The following is a 13,816-nucleotide window of genomic DNA, read 5'->3' as shown; positions in this document are numbered from 1 at the left end:
GGTGGTGCCTCGCGTTCAGCCGGTGATGAAGGTGGGCCACACCTGGAACTGCAGCTTGAGCCCCACGATGAAGGTCAGGTAGCTGCCGATGGCCAGCACGGTCGCAAGCACCAGCGACAGCTTCATCGAGAAGTTGGCACCGGCCATGCAGGCCACGATCACGAGTGCATAGATGGCGAGGATCAGGCCCATGGCGGGCAGGCCGATGCTGCGCAGGCCCGCCAGCAGGATGCCGAACAGCAGGTTGGCGCCGATGATGAAGCCGAGCGGCTTCCATGCGATCTTTCCGACCGGCTCGCCGTCGGACGTGGGGCCCGCGAAGGCGGTGGCGATCACCACCAGGCCCAGCAGCGTCAGCAGCGCGCCGACGATCAGCGGGAAGTAGCCCGGCCCCATGCGGGCCGCACTCCCGACGTTGTAGTTGGCGGCGCCCAGCGCGAACGCCGCCCCCACGCAGGTGAACATGATGCCCGAGAAGAAGGTCTTCTGGCTCTTGATCTGCATACGCAATCTTTCTCTTTCTCGAATGGAATGGATATGGAAGCCCGCACAGGTGCACGGGCAACGGCAGCGACAACGGGGAAGTGCGCGTGGCATGCCGAGCAGGCAGACGGCATCGCACAGGTCAGGTTCAAGTCAGATGCATCATGTTATGAGGTTTATTGCATCACACTGTGAGTAATTACCCTGCATCGGATCGGGCCGGCTGCTACATTGCCTTCCGTTCGCACACTCATTCTTGGAACGTTCATGGCCAGCCAACGGGGATCCATCGAAAAGCAGCATTTCGAGGCACTGTCAGATTTCAGATTCAGGCTGCGCAGCTTCCTTCGCTTCAGCGAGGACGCCGCGCGGGAGGAAGGCATCACCGTCCTTCAATACCAGCTGATGCTCCACACCCAGGGCTTTCCCGGCCGCGAATGGGCCACGATCAGCGAGATCGCCGATCGCCTGCAGGCCCAGCACCACGGCGTGGTGGCCCTCGTCTCGCGCTGCGAGGAGGCCGGCCTCGTCAAGCGCAAGCCCAGCCACACGGACCGGCGCCAGGTCGAAGTCCACCTGCTGGCCGCGGGGCGCAGGAAGCTCGAGCGCCTTGCCGCGCTGCACGCGGACCAGGTGGCCGAACTGGCCAAGGTGGTGGCGCTCGTCAGCAGGGGCGGCGCCTAGCAGGCCGCTGCGGGGTTCGCAATGGGAGGGGGTGAGGCTGATATGTCATGAAATGATATATTTGAAGGCTGGCCTCGGATGAGGCAGATCGACCTTCCCGAACAGCCATGACCCCAGCCTCCCACCTGCCCCGCGGCGACTTCGCCCTCAATGCGCGCCTGCTGCGCATCACTGTCATGGCCGTCGTCATCGGGGCGGTCAGCACCGTGGCCGCGCGCGTGCTGCTCGACCTGATCCGCTTCTTCACCAACCTGTTCTTCTTCCAGACCTTTTCCCTGGTGGACCGCTCGCCGGCCGGGCACACGCTGGGTGCCTGGGTCATCGTGGTGCCGGTGATCGGCGGGCTGATCGTCGGCCTGGTCGCGCGCTACGGCTCCGACAAGATCCGCGGCCATGGCATTCCCGAGGCGATCGAGGCGATCCTGTTCGGCAAGAGCAAGATGTCGCCGAACGTCGCGCTGCTCAAGCCGCTGTCCTCGGGCATCGTGATCGGCAGCGGCGGCCCGTTCGGCGCCGAAGGGCCGATCATCATGACCGGGGGCGCCATCGGTTCGCTGATCGCGCAGCATTTCCACCTCACGGCCGCGGAGCGCAAGGCGCTGCTGGTGGCGGGCGCCACCGCGGGCATGACGGCCGTGTTCGGCACCCCTGTGGCGGCCGTGCTGCTGGCCGTCGAACTGCTGCTGTTCGAACTCCGGCCGCGCAGCCTGCTGCCGGTGGCCGTGGCCTGCGCGGTGGCGGGTTTCACGCGCCCGCTGCTGATGGATGCCGGCCCGCTGTTCCCGCTGCAGACGGCGGTGCCCGGCCCGCTCGCGATGCTCTCGTGCGTGGCCGCGGGGCTTCTGTGCGGCGCGCTCTCGGCCTCGCTCTCGATCTCGCTCTACAAGGTCGAGGACCTGTTCGGCAAGCTGCCGATCCACTGGATGTGGTGGCCGGCGATCGGCGGCCTGGCGGTGGGCATCGGCGGTTACTTCGAGCCGCGTGCGCTGGGCGTGGGCTACGACGTGATCGGCGACCTGCTGCACAACCATCTCGCACTCGGCGTGGTGGCCGCGCTGCTGGCGGTGAAGGCGTTGATCTGGGTCATCTCGCTGGGGTCGGGCACTTCGGGCGGCGTGCTCGCGCCGCTCCTGATGATGGGCGCGGGCTTGGGCGTGGTGCTCTCGCACGTGCTGCCCGGCAACGATCCGATGCTGTGGCCGCTGGTCTGCATGGCAGCCACGCTGGGCGGCGTGATGCGCGCGCCGCTCACCGCCACCATCTTCGCCTTCGGGCTCACGCACGACAGCAATGCGCTGCTGCCGCTGCTGACCACGTCGGCCGTGGCCTACGGCTTCACGGTGCTGACCATGCGCCGTTCGATCCTCACCGAGAAGATCGCGCGCCGCGGCTATCACATCTACCGCGAATACGGCGTCGATCCGCTCGAGCGGCACGCCGTGGAAGAGGTCATGACGCGCGAGGTGCACAGCATCGACGCGGCCCTGCCGGTGGCGCGGGCGCTGTTCGAGCATTTCGGCGACGGCCAGGCCCACCGTGCATTTCCCGTGGTGCGCAACGGCGCGGTGATCGGCGTGGCGGACCGCGGGATGCTGGCTGCGTGCGGCACGCGCGATCCCATTGCCACCGTGGGCGACGCATGCGCCGACGTGCCGCTGTTCTTTGCGATGCCGGGCGAGAACTGCCGCGCGGTGGCCACGCGGCTCGCACGCCATCGGCTCGAGCGGCTGCCGGTCGTGAAGGACGCGCAGTCGCTCGAGCTGGTGGGCATCGTGGCGCGCAGCGACCTGATCAAGCCCTCGCTCGCGCACTTCGACGAGGAAGAGAAGCGCGAGCGGATGCGCGGGCTGCCGTGGCAGGCCTGAGCCGCAGGCAGTCCCTACATCAAGCGCAATCCGCGCGCGAACTGCATCGAGGTCTTCACGAACTTGGGCGCGTCGTTCATCTTGGCGAGCTCGGCAAGGCCTTCCTCGGTGATGCGCCTCACCGTCGCGATGCGCGATGCGGCATCCCGGCCGGTGGGCTTCACGGGTGCGAACTCGGCCTCGATCAGTCCGGTGGCCACAAGCACCGAGACGATCCGCACTTCCTCCGGAAGGGCGACTCGGACGGGCAGCAGCGTGTGCTGCAGCCTCAGCAGGAACAAGAGCGGCATTCAGTCCTCCGATTGCCGGCGCTTGTTCAACCCAGGGAATGCCGGCTTTTCTTGGTCTGAAAAATGTAGCCTCAAGCACCAGCTGCCGCATCTGGCCACACGGCATAGCCCGTGAGCGCCCGAAAGCGGGATGGAGCGAAGCTCACCGTGGCGTCACGAGGCAAGGACCGCGAACGTTCAGGGCAGGAGTTCGAACTTGAGGTCGGCCAGCGGCGTGACCTTTTCCTCACGCACCATCTTGTATTCGGTGTTCGGCCCGAGCCACTTCGCCCAGAGCTTGTCGAGCTCACCCGACTTCTCCAGCGCGTAGAGCGCGGCGTTCACCTTGGCCAGCAGCACCGGCTCGTCCTTCTTCATGCCGATTCCGATGGGCTGCAGCACCATCGGCTCCTTGATCATCTTCAGCGCGACGCCCTCGGTCTTCGACTGGTTGACCAGCTTGGTGATGGTCATGGTGTTCGCGACCATGCCGACCGACTTGTTCTGCTGTACTGCCATGAAGGCCGACCCCGTGTCCTGGAAGGTCACCGGTTCCGAGCCGTTCATCTTGATCGACAGCTCGGAAGTCGAGCCCTTGGTCGAGCTCAGGCGCTTGCCCTTGAAGTCGGCCTTTGCCGTTCCGGGGTCGGAAGCCTTCACCGCCAGCATTTCCTTGGCCACGTAGTACGGGTCGCTGAACTGGATCTGTTCGCCGCGGCTCTTGGTGTAGGCCAGATTGGCAATGGTCACGTCGACGCGCCCGAGCTTGACCTCGGGCACGCGTGCCTCGACCGACAGCGGCGTGACCTTGGCCGTCAAGCCGAGTTCCTTGGCCAGCGCGTGGCACAGGTCCACGTCGTGGCCCACCATCTCGCGTGTCTTCGGATCGGGTGCGGCGAACGGCGGCACATCGGCGAAGGTGCCGCAGCGCAGCTCCTTGCGCGCGCTGATGTCGCTCCACTGGTCGGCATGCGCCAGGAGAGAGGCGGCGCAAAGACAGGTCCCGATCGTGGTGAGGCGGAAGACGTTTCTGTTCGACATGTTGAGCTCCTGAGGAGATGCGGGGGAGGGGAAAAAAACAAGCATCAGTGCGCGCGCAGGTCCGACAGGAAGCGCTGCGCGCGCGGATGCTGCGGACTCTTGAAGAAGGTTTCGGGGTCGGCCTTCTCGAGGATCCGGCCGGCGTCCATGAACCAGACGCGGTCGGCCACCTCGCGGGCGAAGTTCATCTCGTGCGTGACGCACATCATGGTCATGCCGTCGTGGGCCAGGCCACGCATCACCGACAGCACCTCGCCCACCATCTCGGGGTCGAGCGCGCTGGTCGGCTCATCGAACAGCATCGCGGGCGGCTCCATGGCGAGCGCGCGGGCAATGGCCACGCGCTGCTGCTGCCCGCCCGACAGCTGGGCCGGGTAGGCGCCTGCCTTGCTCGACAGGCCTACGCGATCGAGCAGCTGCGCCGCCCTCGCCTTCGCGTCGGACCGCTTCACGCCCAGCACCCGCATCGGCGACAGCATGATGTTCTCCAGCACCGAGAGATGCGGAAACAGGTTGAAGCTCTGGAACACGAAGCCGATGCGGCTGCGCAGCTTGTTGAGCGCCGCGCTGCTCATGGGCGCGTGGATGTCGTGGCCGTCGAACAGCAGCTGCCCCGACTTCACTTCCTCCAGCCGGTTGACGGTGCGGATCAGCGTGGACTTGCCCGAGCCCGAAGGCCCGCAGACCACCACCACCTCGCCCTTCTTCACCTCGGCGTTGACGTCGGCGAGCGCCTGGTAGTCGCCATACCATTTGTTGATGTTGGAGAACAGGATCATGGTGTCATCCCCTGGGGGGCGTGGAACGGGGTTCATGGCGCTGTCTCCTGGTCTTGGGGGCGATGGCCGCTGGGCGCGGGCTCATGGATTCACCACCGCGGGCGGCGGCAGCGAGACACCGTCTTCGGACGTCTTCACCAAGACGGCGCCGAGCCGCTTGTGGGCGATGCGCCGCTCCAGCCATTGCGCGAGCTGCGTCAGGCTGAAGCAGACGGCGTAGTAGGTCATCGCCAGGATGAAGAACACCTGGAACGGCTTGGTCAGCAGCTGGTTGTTGATCTGGTTGGCCGCGAAGGTCAGCTCCTGCACGTTGATGACGTAGCCCAGCGTGGTCTCCTTGATGGTGGAGATGAACTGGCTCAGCATGCTCGGCAGCATGTTGTAGAGCGCCTGCGGCAGGATCACGAACCACATCGTGCCGAGGTGGCTGTGGCCGAGCGCGCGCGCCGCCTCGGTCTGGCCCTTGGGCAGGGCCTGGATGCCGGCGCGCACCACCTCCGACAGGTAGGCGCCCTCGTAGATCACCAGCGTGCACAGCATGGTGGTGAAGCCCGACACGTCCCGCCCGATCAGGATCGGTACCAGGAAATAGACCCACAGGATCACCATCAAGAGCGGCACGCCGCGCACCACGTAGACCAGCACCGTGGCCGGCCAGCGCAGCAGGCGCCAGGGCGACAGCCGCGCCAGCGCCAGCAGCACCGACAGCGGAAACGCCAGCACGATGCCCAGCACCGACAGGATCAGCGTGGCGACGATGCCGCCGAGCGGCCCGCTGGGGTACTGGCCGACGAGCAGCAGCAGCCAGTTGTCGCGAAGGATTTCATAGACGCTGAACATGGCTTCTTACCTCGCTCCGACGATGCGGTAGCGCCGCGACAGCCAGCCGCCCACGGCCATGATGAGCAGCGAGCACACCAGGTACAGCACCGTCGCCATGCTGTAGGCCTCGAAGGTGCGAAAGCTCTGGCTCTCGATTTCCTTCACCGCATGGGTCAGCTCGGCCACGCCGATGGCCATGGCCAGGCTGCTGTTCTTGAACAGCGACACGCTGTGGTTCACCAGTGCCGGCACCGCGTTGCGGATGGCCTGCGGCAGCATCACGTGGCGCATCGAACCGATGTAGCCATGGCCGAGCGCGCGTGCGGCCTCGGCCTGCCCGGCCGGGATCGAGCGCAGGCCCGAGCGCATGTCCTCGCTGAAATAGGCCGCCTGGCAGAGCCCGAGCGCGATGATCGAGAGAATCGCTTCCGCGTTGTGCGCCGACAGCCAGCCCTGCAGCGCATCGGGCAGCAGGCTGAAGATGCCGAAGTACCAGAGCATGAGCTGCACCAGTGTCGGCACGTTGCGGTGATAGGAGACATAGCCGGCCACCACGCGTTCGGCCAGCCGGCTCGGCGTGAGGCGCACGACCAGCAGCACGACCGCCATGGCCATGGCCAGCAGCCAGGAACCGGCCGCGATCTTCAGCGTCTCCTGCAGGCCGTGCCAGAGCATCGCACCGAACTCCGGCTTCAGCAGGATCGCGAGCAGGTCGAAGTCCTTCATGCGCTGTTCCTTGACGTGGCGTGCGGGGCGCTCAGGCCTGCGGCGCGTCCGGCCGCGCGGTCGACAGCCCGCCGGGCACCTGCAGCGTGGGCGTGATTTCCATGTGGCCCACGTTGACCGCGATGGGCGCCGCAATCGCGAAGGCGATGGCGTTCGCGATGTCCTCGGCCTGCGGCAGCTCGTAGCCTTCGACGAAGCGCTTGTAGGTCTCTTCGGAGTCGCCGTGCACGTGCGCGAAGATGTCGGTGGCCACGCGGCCCGGGCAGATCTCGGTCACCCGCACGCGCTTGCCGAAGACGTCGATGCGCAGCTGGCGCGACAGCATGCTCACGGCCGCCTTGGTCGCGTGGTAGGTGCTGTTGCCGCCGAAGTTGTAGGCCGCGGCAATGGAGCTGATGTTGACCACGTGGCCCCGGTCGCGCGCGGCCATGCCGGGCACCACGAGGCGGCACAGGTGCAGCACGGCGCGCAGGTTCACGTCGACCAGCAGGTCGATGCCCTCGGCGTCGGCCTTGAGGATGGAGCCGGGGCGGTCCACGCCGGCGTTGTTGACCAGCACGTCGAACTCGGCCTCCTGCGTGAGGCGGGTGATGCCGGCAAGGTCGCTCACGTCGATGGCGTGCGGGATGCAGCCGGTGCGCGCTGCCAGCTCGGCCAGCTTGTCGGTGCTGCGCGCCAGCGCGTGGACCTCGAGGCCTTCCTTGCAGAGGCGCTCGACGACGGCGGCGCCGATGCCCGAGGAGGCCCCCGTCACCAGCGCGGTCTTGTAGTCAGAGAACGGCATCTTTGCTTCTTTCGTTGGAACTGGAGATCGCTGTCTTGCTTGCTTTGCGTTGAATTCACTGTATCGAGCGCTTCCTCGCGGCGCCAAGACGGAATGGCTGTGGAGCAATAAGCCGCCCTTATGTTGCCCCGTGTTCGTGCGCGCGGCCTAGGGTAAGCACCATGTCCGGGCTAGTCCGGCTGCTTCGAGATGGGCACCACGCGTCCGGCCCGCTCGACCACGCCGCGCACCGCACGGGCCAGTTCCACCGCGCCGGGCGTGTCGCCGTGCAGCAGGATCGAATGTGCGCGCATCGGGATCTTCCTGCCGCTGTAGCTGGTGACCGTGCCCTCCTCCAGCAGCTGGCGCACCCGCGCCAGCACCGCGCCCTGGTCGTGGATCACAGAACCAGGCAGCTTGCGCGGCACCAGCAGGCCATCGTCGCCGCAGGCGCGGTCGGCCAGGAAGGTGGTGCGCACGCGCAGGCCGCAGCGCGCGGCAGCGTCCTCGATGGCGCGGCTCGCGGAAGTGCTGACGATGAGCCTCGGATCGAAATCCGCCACCGCGCGCACCAGCGGCTCGGCGAGCGCGGCGTCGGCGGCGGCCATGTTGCCGAGCGCGCCGTGAAAGCTCATGTGCGTCATGCGGTGGCCGGCGGTGCGCGCCATGCCGTCCAGCGCGCTCAGCTGGTAGAGGACGTAGGCGACGAGTTCCTTCGGCTCGATCTGCATCGGCCGGCGGCCGAACCCGAGCAGGTCGGGAAAGCCCACGTGCGCCCCCACATCGACGCCCAGCGCACGCGCCATGCGCACGGTGCGGTCCATGATGACCGGATCGCCCGCATGGAAGCCGCAGGCCAGGTTGGCGGAAGAGACGATGTCCAGCAGCGCCTCGTCCTCGCCCATGCGCCAGGGGCCGAAGCCTTCGCCGAGGTCTGCGTTCAGGTCGATGTCCATGGGGGGTCCTTCTCTCGTTCGTCAGAGGGGGTGCAGGTCGACCAGCGGCGCGCCGTAGCCGACCGCGAGGCCGTCGGCCACGTGGATACCGCCGACGATGCCGGCCTGCGGCGCGGTCACGGGCAGCAGCAGCGGGCCGATCTTCAGCAGGCCGACGGCCTGGCCGGCGTCCACGCGCTGGCCGATGCGCACCAGCGGCGCGGCGGCCAGCGGATGGCTGTGCAGGAACACGCCGACCGAGGGGGCGTGGACGGACACGAGCTCGGTCTCGGCCTCGGTCACCTCGGCGGGAAGTTCCACAATGTCGTTGCCCTGCCGGCCAAGGCGCAGCGTGCCCTGCGGCGTGCGCAGCTCGAGCAAGCCGATGCCGGTGCCGGCCAGCCAGGCGGCCAGCTGTGAGGTACGCAGTGCGGTGTCCTGCATGTCAGTTTCTTCCGGGGTGCGTGCACAGGACACCGGGTACTCCCCTCCGCGAATGTCCCCCGGGGGCTGCGCCCCCTCCTCCTTTATTTCGCTGCGGGGAGCACCCGATGCCCTGTGCACGATGGACGCGGTCGCTGTGCTGGCCGATCAACGACTGCCGCGCATAACGATCGCGTCGATGGGGTGCCTTGCGCAGCGAAATAAAGGAGGAGGCCGCAGGCCGGGGGACATTCGCGGAGCAAGGTACCCCGTCGGCGGGATCGCGCCCTGAACCGCGCACTTCACAGACAAAAAGAAGAAGCGGAAGGAGAGGTTTCATCTCAGTGCCTTCCCGCGGACACAGGCGCGCCGCGGTGCAGTTCCACCATGCGCGCCACCTTGTCGAGCCACGCGCGGACTTCGTCGAGGGCGGCCACGGCCTCGTCCCAGCTGGCTTCGATGAAACGCACGCGGCTGCCGATCGGCGCCTGGCCGAGGCGCCACATGTCGGCCTCGATCACCGTGCCGAACTTGGGGTAGCCGCCCGAGGGCTGGGCATCGCGCATCTGGATGATCGGCTGCCCGCTGTGCGGCACCTGGATCACGCCGGGCACGATGCCGTGCGAGCGCAGCTCCATCGGCGCGATGGGGCGCAGCGCCTCGCCTTCGAGGCGGTAGCCGTAGCGGTCGCTCTGGGAGGTGATCTTCCATTCGCCGGCCCAGAAGGCGGCGCGCGATGCCGGTTCGAACCCCAAGTACTCCGCCGCCGGCAGCACGCGCACCGCCGCGACGCCGCCCTGCTGCAGCGGCAGCATGAGCGCGGGCGGCACGAGGCCGAAGCCGGTCTTGCACGCAGAACCCGCACCGGCGGCGCGCAGCACGTCGCCCCGGCGCAGCGCACGCCCTTCGTGGCCACCGAAGGCGCCGCGCAGCTGCGTGCTGCGCGAGCCCAGCACCTCGGGCACGTCGACCCCGCCGGCCAGGCACAGCATGGCGCGGCTGCCGCGCTGCGCGCCGCCTTGCGGCAGGCCCAGCGTCAGCACCTGCCCGGCCCGCGCCTGGTGCACCCACCACGGCAGCAGCGGCTGGTCGTCCAGCCGCGCCGCGCAATCGGCGCCGGTCAGCGCGAAGGCGCAGTCCTCGCCGAAACGCACCTTGAAGGGAAACACCGGGACTTCGATACCGGCCGCATCGAGCGCATTGCCCAGCAGCAGGTTGCCGGCCGCGAGCGCCAGGTTGTCCATGGCGCCCGAGGTGCCGACGCCCCAGCGCAGGCTGCCGGTGCGCCCCAGGTCCTGCACGGTGGCGAGCGCGGCCGAGGAAAGTACTTCGATCATCGGACGATGCCCTCCACGCGAAAACGGATCATGTCGCCCGGCTGCAGCGCCGCGGGCGGGTCCTGCGCGGGATCGAAGAAGCACATCGAGGTGCTGCCGATGGTGTTCCAGCCGCTGGGCCCGGCCGAGGCCGACACGCCGGTCTGCGCACCGCCGATCGACACCGCGCCGCCCGGAATGCTCAGCACCGGCACCTTGCGGCGCGGCGTGGCGATGCGCGCGTCCATGCCGCCCAGGTAGCAGTAGCCCGGATGGCTGCCGAGCGCGTACACCGGATAGAGCGGCGCGCTGTGCAGCTCGACGATCTGCTCGACGCTCAGGCCGGTGTGCGCCACCACGTCGGCTATGTGCGGGCCGCCCGCGCCGCCATAGACCACGGGCAGCTCGACCACCCGGCCTTCCCGCGGCAGCGCGACAGCCGCCTCCCACGCATCGCGCAGGCGCGCCTCCAGGGCTGCGAGCGCACCGAGGCCGCGCGGCGGGCGCAGGAAGGTCAGCATCAGGTTGTTCATGCCCGGCACGGCTTCGCGAATCTCCGGCCAGGCCTGGGTCTCGTGCGCCAGCGCCCAGATGCGCTGCTGCGAGGTCAGGTTCATCTCGCCCGGCGCTTCGAAGATCAGCGCGGTCGTGCCCAGCAGGCTGATCGATGGCCGTTGCGCGATCACGCGGCGCTCCTTTGCTGGAGCCAGCGCTCGAGGTGGTGGATGTCCACGCCACCGGCGGCAAAGCCTTCGTCGCGCAGCAGCTCGCGGTGCAGGGGCACGTTGGTCGCGATGCCGTCGACGCGCATCTCGGCGAGCGCGAGGCGCATGCGGTCGAGCGCATCGTCGCGCGTGCTGCCGTGCACGATCAGCTTGGCGATCATCGAGTCGTAGTAAGGCGGCACGCGGTAGCCGGCGGTGGCATGCGAATCGACACGCACGCCGAAGCCGCCCGGCACCTGCCAGCCGGTGATGCGCCCCGGAGACGGCGCGAAGGTGTCGGGGTGCTCGGCGTTGATGCGGCACTCGATCGCGTGGCCCTGGCACCGCACCTCGCGCTGCACCAGCGAAAGGCGCTCGCCGCGTGCCATGCGCAACTGCTGCTGCACGATGTCGATGCCCGCGGTCATCTCGGTCACCGGGTGCTCGACCTGCAGGCGGGTGTTCATCTCGATGAAATAGAAGGCCCCCTTCTCGTAGAGGAACTCGAAGGTGCCCACGCCGCAGTAGCCGATCTGCCGGCAGGCGGCCGCGCAGCGCTCGCCCACCTCGGCCATCAGCGCGTCGTCGATGCCGGGCGCGGGCGCCTCCTCGATCACCTTCTGGTGGCGGCGCTGCAGCGAGCAGTCGCGGCTGCCCAGCCATACGGCGTTGCCGTGGCTGTCGGCCAGCACCTGGATCTCGACATGGCGCGGGTGCAGCAGGAACTTCTCGATGTAGACCTCGGGGTTGCCGAAGGCCTGGCGCGCTTCCTCGCGCGTCAGCGCCATCGCATCCAGCAGCGCTGCTTCGTCGTGCACCACGCGCATGCCGCGCCCGCCGCCGCCGCCCGCGGCCTTGACGATCACCGGGTAGCCGATCTCGCGCGCGATGGCCTGCACGGCGGCCGGGTCTTCCGGCAGCCCTTCGTCGGGCCCCGGCACGCAGGGCACGCCGGCCTTGCGCATCGCGCGCTTGGCCGAGACCTTGTCGCCCATGGTGCGGATGCAGGCGGCGCTGGGACCGATGAAGACCAGGCCGGCCTGCTCCACGCGCGCGGCAAAGCCCGCGTTCTCCGACAGGAAGCCGTAGCCCGGGTGAATGGCCTGCGCACCGCTGACTTCGGCGGCAAACAGGATCGCGGAGGGGTTCAGGTAGCTCTGCCCCGGTGCGGACGGCCCGATGCACAGCGCCTGGTCGGCCTGCGCGACATAGCTGGCTTCGCTGTCCGCCTCGGAATGCGCGACCACGGTCCGGAGGCCCAGGCCGCGGCAGGCGCGCAGGATGCGCAAGGCGATCTCGCCGCGGTTGGCAATGAGGACGGTATCGAACATGGCGCGACTTTCCTCATCCGAAGCGGAACAGGGGCTGGCCTGCGTCCACTTCCTGGCCCGAACGCACCAGCACGGCCTGCACGGTGGCGGCAGCGTCGGCGCGGACTTCGTTGAACATCTTCATGGCCTCGATCACGCAGAGCATCTGGCCGGCCTCGACGGTCTGCCCCGGCTGCACGAAGGGCGGCTCGCCCGGCGCGGGCTGCAGGTGCACCACGCCGTAGAGCGGTGCGAGGCATTCGGCCGCCGCCGCCGGCAGCGCCGGGTCCGCGGACACCGCGGCGGGCGCCTTGCGCGCAGCAGCCGGGCGCCGCACGGCGGGCACACCCTTCGATGCCGATTGCTTCACCAGCCGCAGCGTGCTGCCGTCTTCGCTGTACTCCAGCTCCGCGAGGTCCGAAGCCGCGAGTGCGTCGATGAGCGTCTTGATCTGTTCCTGCTTCATGCCGGGCCTGCCTGTGGCGACAGAACATCCTTGGTGGCCGACGCATTCCGCGAACGCGTGACGGCAGGCATGAAAGGTAACGGGCCGCGGGCACAAAGCCCAAGACGGAATGGCTGTGCCGGGATAAGGCCGGCTTATGACGGCACGTTACGACAGCGCGGCCAGCTCGGGTTCGGGCGTGGCCGCGAAGGTGCCTGCGAGGTCGACCACGAGTTCGAGCAGGATGCTCTTCACCGCCTGTGCCGGTTCCGAAAGCGGCAGGTGGTCCGACTGGCACAGCGCCAGCGGCGCCTCGATGACCGGGTCGACGATCTGGAACTGCCAGGCCCCGCAGGACGCCACCACTTCGCGCGCCATCGACGCCGGCAGGATGGTGGCGCCCAGCCCGTCGGCAATGGCCGCCGTCAGCGTGAAGGCCGATTCGATCTCGGCCACCACGCGCGGCACCATGCCCGCGCGCACGAAGGCCGCGTCGACCAGCTTGCGCACCACGTTGTAGGGGCGCGGCAGGAAGAGCTCGATGTCGCGCAGGTCGGCCAGCTTCACCGGCTGCGCCGGCGCCGGCATGGCACGCGGCCCGACCAGGAACAGCGGCTCCTTGAGCAGCGGTAGGAAGCTCAGGCCGTGGATCGCCTTGTCGCCGTAGAGCACGGCCAGGTCCATGCGGCCGTTCATGATGAGCTCGCTCAGCGTGGTGCCGTAGTTCTCGTTCAGGTAGAGCAGGATGCCGGGGTGGCGCGCACGCACGGTGCGCAGCAGCGGCAGCGACAGCGCAGAAGCCGCCGTCCCGGGCGCAAGACCCACCGACACCTGGCCCGACAGTCCTTCGCCGGCCGCTTCCATGTCCACGCGGGCCTGCTCGCACTGGCGCAGGATGATCTGTGCATGCCGGTACAGCACCTTGCCGGCCTCGGTGGGCGTGACGCCGCGCTTGGTGCGCACGAGCAGTTGCTGGCGCACCTCGCCCTCCAGCGTGGCCAGTTGCTGGCTCAGCGCCGGCTGGGCGATGAAAAGAACCTCGGCCGCCTGCGTCAGGCTGCCGATGTCCACGATCTTCACGAAATATTTGAGGCGTCGCAGGTTCACGCCGTGTCCCCAAGCAAAAGCCGAGCCTAGCACCGCCCCCGCGCAGCGGCCATCGGGACCCACCATAAGCTGCGCCTATACAACCAGTGCAATCTCGTCTTGGCCTCGCGGGATCGATGTGCGTACCGTTCGGTCCATGCCATC

General features: G+C 68.3%; 16 protein-coding genes. 2 read left to right on the top strand and 14 right to left on the bottom strand.

Features of this window, described 5'->3' with window-relative positions:
• Positions 1-15 precede the first annotated feature (15 nt).
• Positions 16-504 carry a tripartite tricarboxylate transporter TctB family protein gene (locus ACAM54_RS26115; RefSeq protein WP_192324308.1) on the bottom strand — a complete coding sequence of 163 codons (489 nt, stop codon included), beginning with the start codon at positions 502-504 and terminating at the stop codon, positions 16-18.
• Between the two features lie 246 nt (positions 505-750).
• On the opposite strand from ACAM54_RS26115, the gene ACAM54_RS26110 reads away from it, so the two are divergent.
• Together ACAM54_RS26110 and ACAM54_RS26105 are read left to right on the top strand one after the other, a co-directional pair.
• A complete protein-coding gene (locus ACAM54_RS26110; RefSeq protein WP_145746807.1) occupies positions 751-1,167 on the top strand; it encodes a MarR family winged helix-turn-helix transcriptional regulator in 417 nt (138 codons plus the stop codon).
• Between the two features lie 107 nt (positions 1,168-1,274).
• Positions 1,275-3,032 (top strand): chloride channel protein, encoded by a 1,758-nt coding sequence (locus ACAM54_RS26105; protein ID WP_369651812.1) that lies wholly within the window; start codon positions 1,275-1,277, stop codon positions 3,030-3,032.
• 14 nt (positions 3,033-3,046) lie between these two features.
• Here ACAM54_RS26105 and ACAM54_RS26100 read toward each other — a convergent pair whose 3' ends face one another.
• The 13 genes from ACAM54_RS26100 to nac all read right to left on the bottom strand — a co-directional run bounded on the left by ACAM54_RS26100 (position 3,047) and on the right by nac (position 13,672).
• A complete protein-coding gene (locus ACAM54_RS26100) occupies positions 3,047-3,322 on the bottom strand; it encodes a hypothetical protein (protein ID WP_192324312.1) in 276 nt (91 codons plus the stop codon).
• A gap of 177 nt (positions 3,323-3,499) precedes the next feature.
• Positions 3,500-4,342, bottom strand: coding sequence for an ABC transporter substrate-binding protein (locus ACAM54_RS26095; protein ID WP_192324314.1), 843 nt, complete (start codon positions 4,340-4,342; stop codon positions 3,500-3,502).
• A gap of 44 nt (positions 4,343-4,386) precedes the next feature.
• Positions 4,387-5,121, bottom strand: a complete 735-nt coding sequence (locus tag ACAM54_RS26090; protein ID WP_192324316.1) for an amino acid ABC transporter ATP-binding protein — start codon at positions 5,119-5,121, stop codon at positions 4,387-4,389.
• An 81-nt stretch (positions 5,122-5,202) separates the two neighbouring features.
• A complete protein-coding gene (locus ACAM54_RS26085; protein ID WP_192324318.1) occupies positions 5,203-5,961 on the bottom strand; it encodes an amino acid ABC transporter permease in 759 nt (252 codons plus the stop codon).
• Between the two features lie 6 nt (positions 5,962-5,967).
• Complete coding sequence (locus ACAM54_RS26080; protein ID WP_369651813.1) at positions 5,968-6,669, bottom strand: amino acid ABC transporter permease; 702 nt, start codon at positions 6,667-6,669, stop codon at positions 5,968-5,970.
• A gap of 31 nt (positions 6,670-6,700) precedes the next feature.
• Complete coding sequence (locus ACAM54_RS26075) at positions 6,701-7,453, bottom strand: SDR family oxidoreductase (protein ID WP_369651814.1); 753 nt, start codon at positions 7,451-7,453, stop codon at positions 6,701-6,703.
• A gap of 170 nt (positions 7,454-7,623) precedes the next feature.
• Complete coding sequence (locus tag ACAM54_RS26070; protein ID WP_369651815.1) at positions 7,624-8,388, bottom strand: LamB/YcsF family protein; 765 nt, start codon at positions 8,386-8,388, stop codon at positions 7,624-7,626.
• Positions 8,389-8,409: 21 nt separating this feature from the next.
• Entirely contained in the window at positions 8,410-8,811 is a 402-nt protein-coding gene (locus ACAM54_RS26065) for an acetyl-CoA carboxylase biotin carboxyl carrier protein subunit (protein ID WP_369651816.1), read from the bottom strand.
• A gap of 320 nt (positions 8,812-9,131) precedes the next feature.
• A complete protein-coding gene (locus tag ACAM54_RS26060; RefSeq protein WP_369651817.1) occupies positions 9,132-10,127 on the bottom strand; it encodes a biotin-dependent carboxyltransferase family protein in 996 nt (331 codons plus the stop codon).
• The gene (pxpB, locus tag ACAM54_RS26055) at positions 10,124-10,792 is read right to left on the bottom strand and encodes a 5-oxoprolinase subunit PxpB (RefSeq protein WP_369651818.1); all 669 of its coding nucleotides are present in this window, start codon (positions 10,790-10,792) and stop codon (positions 10,124-10,126) included. The genes ACAM54_RS26060 and pxpB overlap by 4 nt, the downstream gene beginning before the upstream one ends.
• Complete coding sequence (gene accC / locus ACAM54_RS26050) at positions 10,789-12,141, bottom strand: acetyl-CoA carboxylase biotin carboxylase subunit (protein ID WP_192324332.1); 1,353 nt, start codon at positions 12,139-12,141, stop codon at positions 10,789-10,791. The genes pxpB and accC overlap by 4 nt, the downstream gene beginning before the upstream one ends.
• Positions 12,142-12,154: 13 nt before the next feature.
• Positions 12,155-12,586, bottom strand: a complete 432-nt coding sequence (locus ACAM54_RS26045) for an acetyl-CoA carboxylase biotin carboxyl carrier protein subunit (RefSeq protein ID WP_192324334.1) — start codon at positions 12,584-12,586, stop codon at positions 12,155-12,157.
• A gap of 147 nt (positions 12,587-12,733) precedes the next feature.
• Positions 12,734-13,672: a nitrogen assimilation transcriptional regulator NAC gene (nac, locus tag ACAM54_RS26040; protein ID WP_021004122.1), complete on the bottom strand. Its 939-nt coding sequence runs from the start codon at positions 13,670-13,672 to the stop codon at positions 12,734-12,736.
• Between the last annotated feature and the right edge of the window lie 144 nt (positions 13,673-13,816).

Origin of the sequence: Variovorax sp. V93, from assembly GCF_041154485.1 — a bacterium.
Classification (GTDB): Bacteria; Pseudomonadota; Gammaproteobacteria; order Burkholderiales; family Burkholderiaceae_C; genus Variovorax; species Variovorax beijingensis_A.
The sequence above is the reverse complement of the archived record's forward strand: the minus strand, read 5'-3'. Positions and strand labels throughout refer to the sequence as shown.